Origin of the sequence: Curtobacterium sp. SORGH_AS_0776 (assembly GCF_031453355.1) — a bacterium.
In the GTDB taxonomy this organism is placed as follows: domain Bacteria; phylum Actinomycetota; class Actinomycetes; order Actinomycetales; family Microbacteriaceae; genus Curtobacterium.
Genome location: NZ_JAVIYU010000001.1, coordinates 3258639 through 3273184, shown reverse-complemented (window position 1 = coordinate 3273184; position 14546 = coordinate 3258639). Strand labels below are relative to the sequence as shown.

The following is a 14546-nucleotide window of genomic DNA, read 5'->3' as shown; positions in this document are numbered from 1 at the left end:
CGCCCGTCATGCAGCCCAGAGTCACCGCGATCCTCGTCGCCGCCAACGGGGCGGACCACCTCGACCGGACCCTGGACGCGCTCGCCGCCCAGACCCGTCACCCCGAGAACCTCGTCGTCGTCGACCTCGGGTCGACCGACGGTTCGACCACCGACCTCTCGTTCGGCGGCTCCGCCGAACTCCTGCGCCTGCCGGCCGGCCGGCCCTTCGGCGAGGCGGTCGCCCGCGGCGAACGCGAGGCCCCGCCCGCGGTCGCGGACGAACCCGTCGACGAGTGGCTCTGGCTGCTCGGCCACGACAACGCGCCGGCGCCCACCGCCCTCGCCGACCTCCTGTCCGCGGTCGAGATCGCGCCGAGCGTGGTCGTCGCGGGGCCGAAGCTCGTCGACGTCGACGACCCGTCGCGGCTCCGGGCGTTCGGCGAGAGCATGACCCGCTTCGGCCGGTCGATCGTCCTCGTGCAGGACGAGCTCGACCAGGGCCAGCACGACCGGAACACCGACGTGATGGCGGTCGCCGCCGGCGGGATGCTCGTCCGACGCTCGGTGTGGAACGAACTCGGCGGCTTCGACCCCGCCCTGCCGAACGTGGATGCCGCACTCGACTTCTGCGTGCGCGTGCGCCTCGCCGGACACCGTGTCGCCGTCGTCCCTGAGGCCCGCGTGACGAGCGCCGGGCCCATCGAGGAGTTTGGGCGCAAGCGGGTCTCCGAGGGGCGGCGCGTCCGGATGCACCGGCAGGCGCAGCTGCACCGCCGGATGACCTACGCGTCCGCCGGGGTCCTCTGGATCCACTGGCTCACGCTCGTGCCGTTCGCGATCGGCCGCGCGATCGGGCACCTCGTCGCCAAGCACCCGGCCGCGGTCGGGGCCGAGCTCGCCGCGGCGTTCTCGGTCGCCTTCGGCGGCGGGACCGGACGCTCGCGCCGGGTCCTCGCACGCGGCAAGAAGCTCGGGTGGGCGGCGGTCGAGCCGCTCCGCGTCAGCTGGCGCCGGGTGCACGAACGGCGGACCACGTCGCGCGACGTCGAGCTCGCCCGGGTCGAGGACGCACCGATCGCCCGGGCGTCGTTCCTCGGCGACGGCGGCATCTGGGTCGTCCTCGCCGCGGCGGTCCTGAGCGTCGTGACCCTGTACCCGCTGCTCGGCTCGCCGGCGCTGACCGGTGGCGGGCTCCTGCCGCTGAGCACCGACGTCGCCCGGCTGTGGCAGAACGTCGGCTACGGCTGGCACTCGATCGGCACCGGGTTCACGGGGCCGAGCGACCCGTTCGCCGCGGTCGTCGCCGTGCTCGGCTCGATCACGTTCTGGTCGCCGTCGACCTCGGTCGTGCTCGTGATGCTCGTCGCGTTCCCGCTCGCCGCGCTCGGCGCCTGGTTCGCGGTGCGGAAGCTGACGACCCGCACCTGGGTCCCGGTGATCGGCGCGGCGCTGTACACGATCGCCCCGACGCTCGTCGGTGCCGTCACGAGCGGGCACCTCGGCGCCGTGATCGCGCACGTCCTCCTGCCCTGGCTGTTCCTCGCCGTGCTCGAGGCGCACCGCTCGTGGGCGTGGGCCTCGGGCGCGTCCCTGCTCTTCGCCGTCATCGCGGCCTCGGCGCCGTCGCTGCTGCCGGTGCTGCTGCTCGGCTGGCTCGTGTCGCTCGCGGTCGGGTGGCGTCGTGCGCACCGTCGGGTGTTCATCCCGGTGCCGGCAGCCGTGCTCTTCCTGCCGCTCGTGCTCGCGCAGGTCGCCCGCGGCAACGTGCTCGCCGTCTTCGCGGACCCGGGCGTGCCCTCGGCCACCCGCGCACCCTCGGCCTTCCAGCTGGCCATCGGCCAGCCGGTGCCGGACTGGAGCGGCTGGCTTCCCACCACGTCCGGGCTCGCGCTCGCCGCCTGGATCCTGCCGGTCCTCATGGCGGTGCTCGCGCTCCCGGTGGCCGTCGCCGCCATCGGTGCGATGCTCGGCCACCGTTGGGCCGTCGCGGGAGCCACGCTCCTCATCGCGCTGGCCGGCTTCGCCACCGCGTTCGCCGCCACCCACGTCACCGTCACCGGGGTCGGGTCCACGACCACGATCATCTGGCCGGGAAGCGGGCTGAGCGTGTACTGGTTCGGCATCGTCGCCGCCGCCTGCATCGGGATCGACGTGCTGCCGCGGATCGCCCCGGTCGCGGGACTCGTGACGACCGTGGTCGCCGCCGTCACCGTGGCACCGGCGTTCGGGGCGTTCTACCTCGGCAACGCGGTGATCCAGCCGACCTCCGGCCGGGTGCTCAGCGCCTACGTGAACGCCGAGGCGCAGGCCAACCCCGACGTCGGCACGCTCGTCGTCGACCCACAGGACGACGGCTCGCTCGCGGTGTCGCTCGAACGCGGGCAGGGTTCGACGCTCGACGACCAGACCACCCTCGACTCGACGGCGCTCACGCTCAGCCGTTCCGGTGCGCAGCTCGCGACCCTCGCCGGCAACCTGGCGAGCCGGAGCGGGTACGACCCCGAGCCCGCACTGCGGCAGCTCGGCGTGAGCTTCGTCCTGCTCGACGACGCCCCCGACGGTTCCTCCGCGCAGGCGGTCCACGACCGTGCAGCCGGGGCGATCGGTCAGAACGCGCTGTTCACGAGCATCGGCGAGACGACGAGCGGGCAGCTGTTCCACTACGAGGGCGACGTCGACCGCCCGTCCACCGGGTCGGCCGGGGCACAGGCGACGCACGTGCTCTACCTGGTGGTCCTCGGGGTCGTGTTCGGCGCCGCGGCACTGCTGGCGGTGCCCACCGCGCCCCGTCGACGCCGTGCCACCTCGAACGTCATCGAGGCCGAGGAACCCGCCACCACCTTCGACGAGGAGCGCGACGAATGAGCCGTACCCCCGCCTCCGTCCGCCGCTGGGTCGTCCGCGGCACGGCGACCGCGATCGCCGTCGTGGTCGCCGCCGGAGCCGTCACCGCGGCGCACGCCCTCGGGACCGACACCGACCCGGGTCGTCCCGCGGGCAAGACGGTGACACCCGTCCCGGCCGACGCCGAGCGCGTCTGCGCGGGCAACGCGCTCCGGCTCTCGGACGACGCCGGCAACGACGCGACGAAGGCGAGCACCGTCGGCTCGGCCACCGTCGCCACCGCGACCACCGGGTCGAGCGTCGAGCGCTCCGGCCTCGACGACTCCGCGACCGGCGGGAGCAAGCCGCGCCTCCTGACCGCTCCGGCGGGGGACACCACCCCGCAGGTCGCCGGCAGCAGCTACCAGAGCGTCGCGAGCGGGGACGTCGTCGGCGTCGGTGCCGCGTCGTGCGACGACCCGAGCCAGTCCACCTGGCTGGTCGGCGGGTCCACCGAGACCGGCCGCACGAGCCTCGTCACGCTGTCGAACCCGACCGACGTGAACGCGACCGTCGACCTGTCGATCTACGACGGTTCGGGCACGGTCAGCGCCCCTGGCACGACCGGCATCGTCGTCGCGCCGAACACCCAGAAGGTCGTCCCGCTGTCCGGGTTCGTCTCCGACCAGGGCTCGACCGTCGTGCACGTCGAGTCCTCCGGCGGCCAGATCGTCGCCCACATGCAGGAGTCCATCGTCCGCACCCTCACCCCCGGTGGGTTCGACATCATCTCCGGCGGTGCGGCGCCCTCGACGTCGCAGATCATCCCGGGCGTGGTCCTCGACGGCGCCCAAGAGGCCCAGCGCGGCGACGACACGGCCGACGCCGCGCCCATCGTCCGGCTGTTCGTGCCCGGCACGAAGGCGGCCCGCGTGACCCTCGGCATCACCACCGCCGACGGGGGCGGGTCCACCGTGAACGCCACCGCCGAGCCCGGTGTCGTCACCGACGTCACGCTCGACGACTTCCCGGACGGTCGCTACGCCTTCACCGTCACGTCGACCGAGCCGCTCGTCGCCGGCGCCCGCACGACCACGCCCACCTACGACGGACGCACGGACGTCGGGTGGTTCGCCTCCGCCGACCCGCTCGGCGAGTCCACCATCACGGCGGTCGCGCCCGGTGAGAACCAGCGCCTCACGCTCGTCAACCCGACGCGCTCCGACGCCGACGTCACGATCCGCTCCGGCAACGAGACGCAGGACGTGCAGGTCGTCGCCGGTGGCGTGCGCACCGTGGTCGTCCCGGTCGCGAAGCAGCTCGAGCTGCAGGGGACCGAGGGGCTCGTCGCCGGGGTGACCTACATGGGCGACGACGGCATCGCCGGGTTCCCGGTGCGGGCGGCGACCGAGGTCTCGACGCCGGTCCGGGTCTACCCCTGAGCCGTGGCGCGCTGCGTCACCAGTGGCGGTAGCGGTCCGGCGCCAGGTCCCACGGGTCCTTGTCGATCAGCTCGCCCACCGCACGGAACACCGCGGTCTCGATGATGATGCGCTTGTCGGTGTCGTCCTTCTCGGGACTGCGGGTGACCCGCTCCACCGGGACGCGGAACACGGTCACGCGGCGCTGCTCGCGGTCCACCCGCCAGCGGGGCATGTGGTCCGGCAGGGTCGAGTCCGTCGGCATGTCCGCGACCTGGAACACGACGCCCTCGAGCTCGGCCGGCCAGAGCCCGAGCAGGTAGTGCGCGGTGTCGCCGACGATGCGGTCGAACGTCTCGGCGCGGGTGATGATCGGCGCGAGGTCCGGACCGGTCACGCTGGACCGTCCGCCGCGTCCGTGCCGGGACCGACCGCGGCCCCGGTCGACGGGTGTGACGAGACGAGTCCTGCGACGCATCCCCACATCGTACGCGGCGCGGGCGGTGCCGCCCTGCTCCGATAGGGTCGGTGGCGGTATGGACGTGAGGATCTGCAGCAAGGTCGCCTGTGGCGCGAGCGCCTCGGCGACCCTGACGTACGACTACGGGGACTCCATGGTCGTCGTCGGCCCCCTCTCCACCCGCATCGAGCCCCACGGCTACGACCTCTGCGCCCGCCACGCGGCGCAGCTGCGCGTCCCACGCGGGTGGCAGGTCGTGCGGCGCGAGTCGCTCCGTCGCGACGCGGACTGACGCGGTCGGGGCCGGTCCTCCACAGGGGGATCCCCGGAGGCGCGGCTCACGGTACGGACGTCGGCTGACGACCCGCGCCTCCCGGCGTGGAAGACTGGGCGGCATGCCCACCGAAGCCCGTACCGCAGCACCGTTCCGCGTCGCCGACCTCGCCCTCGCCGAGGCGGGGCGCCACCAGATCCGCCTCGCCGAGAACGAGATGCCGGGGCTCATGTCCCTGCGCGAGGAGTTCGGCGCGTCGCAGCCGCTCGCCGGCGCGCGCATCGCGGGTTCGCTGCACATGACGGTGCAGACTGCCGTCCTCATCGAGACGCTCGTTGCGCTCGGGGCGCAGGTCCGGTGGGCGAGCTGCAACATCTTCTCGACGCAGGACGAAGCCGCCGCTGCCATCGCCGTCGGCCCGACCGGCACGCCTGGGTCGCCGGCCGGCGTCCCCGTGTTCGCGTGGAAGGGCGAGACGCTCGAGGAGTACTGGTGGTGCACCAGCCGGATCTTCGACTGGTCGGCCGAGGCCGCAGCCGCCGGCGCCGACTGGATCGGCCCGAACCTCATCCTCGACGACGGCGGCGACGCCACGATGCTCGTGCACACCGGCGCCGATGCCGAAGCCGCCGGCCGTGTGCCCGATGCCGGGGCCGACGCGAGCACCGAGTGGAAGATCGTCCTCGACACCGTCGCCGCCTCACTGCAGGAGTCGTCGGACCGCTGGACCCGCATCGCGGCCGACATCGAGGGCGTGACCGAGGAGACCACCACCGGCGTGCACCGCCTCTACGAGCTGTCGCGCACCGGCGAGCTGAAGTTCCCGGCGATCAACGTCAACGACTCCGTCACGAAGTCGAAGTTCGACAACAAGTACGGCATCCGGCACTCGCTGCCCGACGGGCTCAACCGGGCGACAGACGTGCTGATCGGCGGCAAGGTCGCGTTCGTCGTGGGCTACGGCGACGTCGGCAAGGGTGCGGCCGAGGCGCTCCGCGGGCAGGGCGCCCGCGTGATCGTGTCCGAGGTCGACCCGATCTGCGCGCTCCAGGCCGCGATGGACGGGTACCAGGTGGCGCGCCTCGCGGACGTCGCCGACCAGGTCGACATGGTCGTCACGTGCACGGGCAACCTGGGCGTCGTCGGTGTCGACGAGATGCTGGCACTGAAGCACCTCGCGATCGTCGCGAACGTGGGGCACTTCGACAACGAGATCGACATGGCGGGCCTCGAGTCCCTGCCGGGGGTCGAGAAGGTCGAGATCAAGCCGCAGGTGCACGAGTGGCGTCTGCCGACCGGCCGGTCGATCCTCGTGCTCTCCGAGGGGCGGCTCATGAACCTCGGCAACGCCACGGGGCACCCGTCCTTCGTGATGAGCAACTCCTTCACGAACCAGGTCCTCGCCCAGATCGAGCTGCACACCCGCCGCGCCGAGTACCCGACGGGGGTGTACGTGCTGCCGAAGCACCTCGACGAGAAGGTGGCGCGGCTGCACCTCGACGCGCTCGGGGTCGCGCTGACCGAGCTCCGGCCGGAGCAGGCGGCGTACATCGGTGTGCCGGTCGAGGGCCCCTACAAGCCCGAGCACTACCGGTACTGACGCGGGCGCGCCGCGGGCGCGGGCGCGCCGCCGCGTGCCGCCGCCGCGCGCTGCCGCCGCGCGCTGCCGCACCGCACAACCAAAGTCGCCCGGAACCACGCATCCGCGCGGCTCCGCGTGCTTTTGGTTGTGCGCCGGCCGCCGGCGGCCGGCCGCCGGCACCCGGCGCGACCGAGCGCGGCTCGCGGCTCGCGGCCCGCGGCCGGGCGCGGGCGCCCGCAGCGCGGGCCCGGCGACGAACCACGTTTCCGACAACGAACCAGGCAGCCGCGCCGGTTCGACGTCGGAAACGTGGTTCGAAAGCCGGACGCCAGCGCCGCGCGCTCGCGGCGGCGCCCGTCAGCGCGGGAACCCCGGCGGCCGCGCCGTCGCCACCGCCGACGCCCGGTCGAGCACCGCCGCCCGACCCCGCAACGCGCGCAGGTCCCGCTCCCGCCGCAGCACGACCACCCCGGCGAGGAACACCTCGGGGTGGACCGCCGGCACCGGGTGCGCGTACTCGGCGACCGCTGCCGCGAGGGACCGTGCCGCCGCCTCCCGGAGCTCGGGGCGGAGGTCGGCAGCACCGCGGAAGAACGCCCCGAGCCGGTTCTCGAGCCGCTGCGGCAGCGCCGACACGTCAGCGACCCCGGCCCAGGCCACGAGCTCCGCGGGCATGAGGACCTCGGGGGACCGCTGCTTCGCCGCCCGCTCGTGCTGCACGAACGTTCCGGCGAGCAGGTCCCCGAGCCGCCGCGGACGGGACCCGAACAGCGCGACGAGCAGCGCCACGGAGCCGAACGTCATCCACAGCTCGAACAGCCCGACGAGCGCACGGGTGAACGCGTGCCGGAACCCGATCGCCCCGCCGTCGAGCCGGACGACCCGGGTGCCGGTGGCGTACCGGCCGACGCTCTTGCCCCGGGTGACGGTCTCGAGCGCCGCCGGGACGAGCACGAGCACGATGACGAGCACGCCGATGCTGAGCGCCGCTGCCCAGGCCTCGTCGAGGTCGCTCGGCCAGACCCGTGACAGGCCGATCATGAGCATCACGTACAGCGCGAGCAGGCAGACCCCGTCGAGGAGCGCCGCCGCGAGCCGCAACGCGATGCCGGCGGGCTGCACGTCGAGTGCGACGGCCTCACCGACGACGAGCTCGTCGTGGGTGTCGTCGAGCGCGACGACGAACCGACCGTCGGCGAGGTCACGCGGCACGCGGGTCTTCGGCATGGGATCATTCTGTCGGAGACGCACGCCCGCCGCCCGGACGGCACGGACGCGCGAACACCGGAACGAGCGGGGGAGACGCTGTGGACCTGGACGCCTACACCGAGGTGCACCGCGACCGGTGGCAGGAACTCGACCGGCTCGCCCGCACCCGCCACGCCTCCGGTGCCGACGTCGACCGCCTCGTCTCCGGCTACCAGGCGGCAGCGACCGACCTCGCCCGCATCCGCGGCGCCGCCCCGCGCACCGCCGTCGGCGACCGGCTCTCGCTGACGCTGTTCCGTGCCCGACTCCGGTTCACCGGCACCCCGGTCGACCCGCTCGCGGCGCCGACGTCCTTCTTCGTCCTGCAGCTCCCCGCCGCCCTGTACCGGATCCGCTGGGTCACGATCTGGGTGGCGGCCGCCACGGCGGCGATCGCCGCGATCACGGCGGTCTGGATCACGACCACCCCGGGCGCCGTCGACACGTTCGGCACTCCCGAAGCACTCCGGCAGTACGCGACCCGGGACTTCCAGGCGTACTACTCCGACCACGGTCTCGGTGCCTTCACGGCGCAGGTGTGGACGAACAACGCGTACATCGCCGCCACCATGGTCGCGTTCGGGATCACCGGCCTCTTCGTGCCGTTCTCGATCGGCCAGAACGGGATCAGCCTCGGCGTCTCGGCGGCCATCCTGCACGACCAGGGCCGCCTCGGTGACTTCTTCCTCTACATCGCCCCGCACGGGCAGCTCGAGCTGTACTCGATCTTCCTCGCGGCCGCCGCCGGCCTGATGATCTTCTGGTCGTGGGTCGCCCCCGGTGCCCGCACCCGCGGACAGGCCCTCGCCGAGGACGGCCGAGCACTCATCACGATCGCCGTCGGCCTCGCCCTGACGCTCCTGCTGTCCGGTCTCGTCGAGGGCACGGTGACCCGGCAGGACTGGCCGTGGCCCGTCAAGATCGGGATCGGCACCGTCGCCCTCGCGGCCGTGCTCTGGTACCAGTGGATCCTCGGCGGTCGGGCGTACCGCGCGGGGCAGCGCGGCGACCTCGAGGAGTTCGAGCGCGGCACGTCCGCGCTCGTCGCCGACTGACGGACGACTAGAGCCGTCCGGTCGCCTTCGCGCGGATGTACGCGTCCGCGACGAGCGGCGGCACCTGCTCGGGTGCGGCCCGGACGACCTCGGCCCCGGCGCGGCGCGCCACGTCGGCCACGCCGTCGGCATCGAGGAGCGTGCGTTCGGCGGCAGCGCGTCGGTACACGTCGCGCTCGGCACGGCCCTGGAGGGACGGCGCACGTCCGCCCCGCCGCCCCGGTCCCGAGACCGCCGGGTCCACCGCCCCGCTCGCCATCCGCTCGACGGCCGGGTCCGTCACGCTGGTGACGACGACCGCGTGCTGCCGCGTCAGGCGGGGGAGCACGGCGAGCAGGTCACCCGACGCGCCGACCGAGTCGAGGCTCGACACGAGCACCACGAGGGCCCTGGAGGTGGTGATCGAGTCGACGAGCCCGGGCACCGCCGACCAGTCGGTGGCCGCGATCCCGGGTTCCGCGAGCGCGAGCGTCTCCCCGAACCGCTGCACGACGTCGGTGCGCGTGGCACCGTGCACGCGACCCCGGACGGCGTCGTCCAGCACGGCGAGGTCCACCCGGTCGCCCGCGGCCGCCGCGAGTGCACCGAGGAGCAGCGCGGACTCGATGAACGTGTCGAGCCGCGGTTCGTCGTCGACCCGTCCGGCACCGGCACGCCCGGCGTCTACGACGACGATCACCCGACGGTCCCGTTCCGGACGCCAGGTGCGCACCACGAGGTCCTGGCGGCGGGCGGTCGCACGCCAGTCGATCGACCGGACGTCGTCGCCGCGCACGTAGTCCCGCAGCGAGTCGAACTCGGTGCCGTGGCCCCGCAGTTGGAGGGTGGTCTCGCCGTCGAGTTCCCGCAGCCGCGCGAGCCGCGAGGGCAGGTGCCGACGCGACCGGAACGGCGGCGTGACGACGAGCTCGGCGGGCGCCACGAGGACGCGTTGGCGTGCGGCGAGCCCGAGCGGCCCGAACGCGCGCACCGCGACGCCCGCGGAGGCCCGGCGGCCGCGACGGAACGGGGCGAACCGCATTCGCGCGGTCCGTCGCTCCCCGGCGGGCACCTGCAGGTCGATGCGGCGCGGGGCCTGCCCGGCGGATGGCTCCCACATGTCGCGCACCACACCGCGGAGCATCCGGCGGCCGTCGTTGGCGAGCACGAGGGTCCCGTCGGCGGTGGTGTCCCGGCGGGCGAGCCGGGGCATCCGCCGCTCGACGCGCACGGCGGTGAGGTCGGCGGCGAGCAGCACGTCGAGCAGGGCCGCCAGCACGACCACGCCCGCCCAGGCCGCACCCGCCCATCCCGTGCCGAGCAGCACGGTGGGCACGATCGCGACGGCGAGGAGCGCGACGAACCGGCCGGAGATCGCCACTAGATCGGCACCCGGACCTGCTCGAGCACCTGCTGCAGCACCCCGTCGGCACCGACGCCCTCGAGCTCGGCGTCGGCGGCCACCCGCAGCCGGTGCCGCCACACCGGCAGGAGCATGGCCTGGACGTGGTCCGGCGTGATCGCGTCGTAGCCGGTGAGCCAGGCCCAGGCCTTCGCGGCGGCGAGCAGTGCGGTCGCACCGCGCGGGCTGACCCCGACCCGGACGGACGGCGCCTGCCGGGTGGCGCGGGCGAGGTCGACGATGTACGCGAGGACGTCGTCCCGCGCCCCGACCCCGCGGACCGCGCGCTGTGCGGCGAGGACCTCGTCGACCCCGAGGACCGGCGCGATCCCGGCCGACCGGACGTCCCGCGGCACGAAGCCGTCCGCGTGCCGACGGAGCACCTGCCACTCGACGTCGCGCGGCGGGACGTCGAGCGTGAGCTTCATGAGGAAGCGGTCGAGCTGGGCCTCCGGGAGCGTGTACGTGCCCTCGAACTCGATCGGGTTCATCGTCGCCGCGACGAAGAAGGGGTCGGGCAGTACCCGGGCGTCGCCGTCGACGCTGACCTGGCGTTCCTCCATGGCCTCGAGGAGTGCGGACTGGGTCTTCGGCGGCGTCCGGTTCACCTCGTCGGCGAGGAGCACGTTCGTGAACACCGGTCCCTCGCGGAACGGGAAGGTGCCCGTCGAGGCGTCGTACACGAGCGAGCCGGTGACGTCGCCGGGCATCAGGTCCGGCGTGAACTGGATCCGCTTCGTGTCGAGCGACATCGCGGCGGCGAGGCTCCGGACCAGCAGGGTCTTCGCCACGCCGGGGACGCCCTCGAGCAGGACGTGCCCCTGCGCGAGGATGCCGACGATCATGCCGGAGACGGCGCCCTCCTGCCCGACGACGCCCTTGCCGACCTCGGCGCGCAGCCGTCCGAACACGTCGCGCAACGGATCACCAGCGGGGGTCGCCTGTGGGGTCTGGGTGGTGGACGGATCGGTCACGGTCGTGCTCCTCGGTGGTCTCGGTCGGTCTGCTGGGCGCCGGTGGTCGCGGCGAGGACGGCACGCTCGAGGTCGTCGAGCGCCGCTGCCCCGGCGGTGAGGGCCCGGTCGCCGGTGGCCGGGCCGCCGACGAGGACCGCCCCGACGCGCCGGTCGGGGATCCCGGTGGCGCGTGCCGCGGCCCGGACGACCTCGTCGACGTGGGCCGACCGGGGGAGCCCGAGCCGGCGTGCCGTGCGGCGGAGGGCCGCGATCCGGAGCGTGTCGAGCGCGTGGGTCCGGTCGCCGGTGCGTGCGGCGAGCCGGGCACGGCCCTCGGTGGTCTCGGCGGCACGGACGACGACGGGCATCCGCTCGACCACGAGCGGGCCGAGCCGGCGGCCGCGCCAGACCGCGGCGGCGACGGCGACGAGTCCGAGCAGCACGAGTGCGCTCGGCACCCACGGCGGTGCGAGCGACCCGAGGGTCGGTGCCGCGTCCGCCGTGCCGGGGGTCGGCGTGTACCAGGTGAGCGTCGCGTCGTCGCCGAGCAGGCCGAGGGCGAGGGCGGCGTTGCCGGCGGTGGTGATCGTGTCGTTCCGGAACGCCGCCGTGGTCCCGACGAGGGTGACGTCACCGGCCGGGGTCGCCGTCCGGACGAGGCCGTAGGCCCGGTCGCCGCCCGAGCCGGACGGCGCGCAGAGGTTGGTGCCGCTGGGGGCCGGGCCGCCGTCCGGCACGGCGTACCCGGTGCCGCCGAGGGTGACCCGCTCGGCACCGGCAGCGGCCGGGATCGCGCACGAGGTGGTGGACACGGTGTCGTCCCCGCCGACCTGCGTGACCGGCTCGACGTCGAGCCCGAACGCCTCCAGCGTCGCGGGGGCCGTCGACACGAGGACGACGTGGTTCGCCTGCCGAGCGATCCGCCGCGCGACGCCTCGGTCGAGGACGCCCTGCTCGTCGTCGACGAACACGGTGCCGTCCCCGATCCGGTCGGCACGGTCGACGATCCGGACGTCGGTGCCCTGCTGCTCGAGGACCCGCACGAGTGCCTTCGCGCCGCTCGCCGTCGCGGAGGTCGGGTCGAGCGGTGCCTGCCCCGGGCCGGTCCGCCCGACGACGGCCGTGAGCACCGCGAGCACCGTGCCGACCAGGACGATGGCGACCCAGAAACCGACGCGGAGCCCACGGCCCGCGCGGCGCGGCGCGGTCGAGGTCGAGGCCTCGCCCGACGGTGCGGACGGGGTGGCGGTCGCGGTCACGCGGGGACCGCCGGGGTCGTCGTCCGTGCGGGGCGTGCCGTCCGGACCGCGTGCTCGGTGTCCAGGACGTCGCGGGCGCTCCGCTCGGTCGCGTCGGCGCCGAGGTACCGCACCTCGTCGAAGGTGGCCGCGGCGCGCTCGAGCCGCGCGGCCTCGGCCGGGAAGACGGCGGCCGCCCGGCCGGCGATGGCACGCGCGGTGGCACCGGGGACGTCGGGGACGAGGTCGCGCTCCCCGAGCCCACGGGCGAGGGCACGGTACCCGTCGAGCACGGCGCGGGACCAGTCACCCGCGCGGCAGGGCCGCTCGGGCGTCCTCGGCGATGGCACCGGCGGGACGCAGGTCGTCGTCGTCGAACACCCCGCCGACCTGCCCGTCCGCGAGCCGAGCGCGACGCCGGGGGAGTCCGCGGGCGACGACCACGAGGACGACCACCGCGACGAGCACGACGACGGCCGTCCAGAGCAGGGTGTGCGCGACCGCGGGGGAGCCGAGGCCGTCCGCTCGGAGCGAGCCGAGCCAGTCGAGGACCGCGCGCGAGGCGCGGTCCCACCACGTCACGTGGGCACCGTCGTACTCCGACCGCTCGAGCTCGCGTTCGAGGAGCCGTCGTGCGTCGTCGGGGTCGATCGTCATGCGCGGCCGTCCGGCGGGTACCGTCCGGGTTCGCCGCCCCACTGCGGCGGCGTCGGGCCGCCCGGCTGCTGGCCGCCCGCGCCCGGCTGCCCCGGCCACGGCTGGCCAGGCCACGGCTGCTGCGGACCCGGACCGCCACCGGGCCAGGTCGGCCCCGGCCACGGCTGCTGCGGCCCCGGACCGGCACCCGGCCACCCCTGCCCCTGCCCCTGCCCCGGCCACGCCGGCCGGTCCACCCGCGGCGACGGTGCGAACGGGTCTCCCGGCTGTCCGGTCTCGAGGTGCGACGCGATCCGCTGGTCGAGCGCCTCGGTCCGGATGCGGCGGTCGATCGCCAGGAAGGTCACGACGGACGCGGAGAGCACGTCGGTGATGCACTGCACCGCGATCCCGAGCAGGCTCCCCACGACGATCGCCACGAGCCCGCCGACCCCGGCTCCCGACCCCGCATCGGTCTGCCCGAGCGGGTCGAACGTGCCGCCGACGAGCGTCGCACCGATCGTGAGCGGGACCGAGGCGATCGACACCGCGAAGGCGAACATGACCTGCACGAGCAGGATGATGCCGAAGGTGCGCCAGAAGGCTCCGCGGGTGAGCCGCCACGACTGCGCCGCGGCCTGGAACACGGGGCGTCCCTCGAGCGCGATGGTCGGGACGGTGAGAACGCGAACTTCGTCCCGAGCCAGACGAGCACGACGGTGAAACCGAGGCCGAGCACGAAGAAGGTGAGCAGGAAGCCGCCGATGCCCGACCCGTTGCCGGAGAGCCCGGCGGCGGCGCCGACCAGCACGAGCACGAAGACGATCCCGATGACGGCACCGGCTGCGAGCTGCAGGAGGATCCAGGCGACCACCGACCAGCGTCGTCCGGCGAGGAGCGCCCAGAGCCCGCGGAAGGTGGCGCGCCGTCCGAGGATGCGTTGTCCGGTGTCCGCGGCGACCGGGGCGACGAGGAAGCCGCGCCCGAGGTAGGCCAGGAACGGGAGCCCGATCGACAGCACCAGCCAGAGCGTCACCGAGCCGGCGAGGATCGACGTCTGGCCGTCCACGTCGCCGTCGACCGCCGAGAGCATGCGGGACTGGATCGCACGCTGGCCGAACGCACTCGCGATGGTGGAGAGCAGCCCGAGGACCCCGCTGAGGAGCACACTCCAGAGCAGGAGCACCCGCGCGTTGCGGCGGAACACGGTGAAGGCGCCGCTCAGGACGTCACCGAGCCCGAGCGGTCGCAGCGGGATGACCGGCCGCGACCCGGCCGGCGGCGGCCCCGGTGGCCGACCCGGCCCACCGGCGGAAGGCCCGCTGCCGTACGGTCCACCGGCGGACGGACCACCGGACTGGCCCGGCCACGGGGCGGACGGCTGCTGCCCCGGGGGCTGAGCCGCGCCTCCTGGGCCGTTCCCCCGACCGTCCTGCGGACCGCCGGGCGCCCCCGGTACCTGCCAATCGGACATCGCCGCCCCCTCGTGGT

The 14546-nt window shown here is 74.5% G+C and carries 13 protein-coding genes; 5 read left to right on the top strand and 8 right to left on the bottom strand.

Going from position 1 to position 14546, the window contains the following annotated elements:
• Positions 1-8: 8 nt before the first annotated feature.
• Positions 9-2846, top strand: a complete 2838-nt coding sequence (locus tag QE359_RS15975; RefSeq protein WP_071303825.1) for a glycosyltransferase family 2 protein — start codon at positions 9-11, stop codon at positions 2844-2846.
• Positions 2843-4246, top strand: a complete 1404-nt coding sequence (locus QE359_RS15970; protein ID WP_309779912.1) for a DUF5719 family protein — start codon at positions 2843-2845, stop codon at positions 4244-4246. The genes QE359_RS15975 and QE359_RS15970 overlap by 4 nt, the downstream gene beginning before the upstream one ends.
• A 16-nt stretch (positions 4247-4262) precedes the next feature.
• Here QE359_RS15970 and QE359_RS15965 read toward each other — a convergent pair whose 3' ends face one another.
• A complete protein-coding gene (locus tag QE359_RS15965; RefSeq protein ID WP_254789530.1) occupies positions 4263-4622 on the bottom strand; it encodes a metallopeptidase family protein in 360 nt (119 codons plus the stop codon).
• Between the two features lie 139 nt (positions 4623-4761).
• Here QE359_RS15965 and QE359_RS15960 point away from each other — a divergent pair, with 139 nt between their 5' ends.
• Complete coding sequence (locus QE359_RS15960) at positions 4762-4977, top strand: DUF3499 family protein (protein ID WP_309779911.1); 216 nt, start codon at positions 4762-4764, stop codon at positions 4975-4977.
• Between the two features lie 103 nt (positions 4978-5080).
• Entirely contained in the window at positions 5081-6559 is a 1479-nt protein-coding gene (gene ahcY / locus QE359_RS15955; RefSeq protein ID WP_309779910.1) for an adenosylhomocysteinase, read from the top strand.
• Between the two features lie 339 nt (positions 6560-6898).
• On the opposite strand, the gene QE359_RS15950 is transcribed toward ahcY, so the two are convergent.
• A complete protein-coding gene (locus tag QE359_RS15950) occupies positions 6899-7768 on the bottom strand; it encodes an RDD family protein (protein WP_309779909.1) in 870 nt (289 codons plus the stop codon).
• Positions 7769-7848: 80 nt separating this feature from the next.
• On the opposite strand from QE359_RS15950, the gene QE359_RS15945 reads away from it, so the two are divergent.
• Positions 7849-8844, top strand: coding sequence for a stage II sporulation protein M (locus tag QE359_RS15945; protein WP_309779908.1), 996 nt, complete (start codon positions 7849-7851; stop codon positions 8842-8844).
• A gap of 7 nt (positions 8845-8851) precedes the next feature.
• On the opposite strand, the gene QE359_RS15940 is transcribed toward QE359_RS15945, so the two are convergent.
• Genes QE359_RS15940 through QE359_RS15915 form a run of 6 tightly spaced genes read right to left on the bottom strand, consistent with a single transcriptional unit; the run spans position 8852 to position 13702 of the window.
• Positions 8852-10204, bottom strand: a complete 1353-nt coding sequence (locus tag QE359_RS15940; protein ID WP_309779907.1) for a DUF58 domain-containing protein — start codon at positions 10202-10204, stop codon at positions 8852-8854.
• The gene (locus QE359_RS15935) at positions 10204-11199 is read right to left on the bottom strand and encodes an AAA family ATPase (protein WP_396127742.1); all 996 of its coding nucleotides are present in this window, start codon (positions 11197-11199) and stop codon (positions 10204-10206) included. Before QE359_RS15935 ends, QE359_RS15940 begins: the two co-directional genes overlap by 1 nt.
• Entirely contained in the window at positions 11196-12440 is a 1245-nt protein-coding gene (locus QE359_RS15930) for a DUF4350 domain-containing protein (RefSeq protein ID WP_309779906.1), read from the bottom strand. Before QE359_RS15930 ends, QE359_RS15935 begins: the two co-directional genes overlap by 4 nt.
• Positions 12437-12712 carry a DUF4129 domain-containing protein gene (locus QE359_RS15925; protein WP_309779905.1) on the bottom strand — a complete coding sequence of 92 codons (276 nt, stop codon included), beginning with the start codon at positions 12710-12712 and terminating at the stop codon, positions 12437-12439. Before QE359_RS15925 ends, QE359_RS15930 begins: the two co-directional genes overlap by 4 nt.
• Before the next feature lie 13 nt (positions 12713-12725).
• Positions 12726-13076, bottom strand: coding sequence for a hypothetical protein (locus tag QE359_RS15920; RefSeq protein ID WP_309779904.1), 351 nt, complete (start codon positions 13074-13076; stop codon positions 12726-12728).
• Positions 13073-13702, bottom strand: a complete 630-nt coding sequence (locus QE359_RS15915) for a hypothetical protein (RefSeq protein WP_309779903.1) — start codon at positions 13700-13702, stop codon at positions 13073-13075. The genes QE359_RS15920 and QE359_RS15915 overlap by 4 nt, the downstream gene beginning before the upstream one ends.
• Positions 13703-14546: the final 844 nt, after the last annotated feature.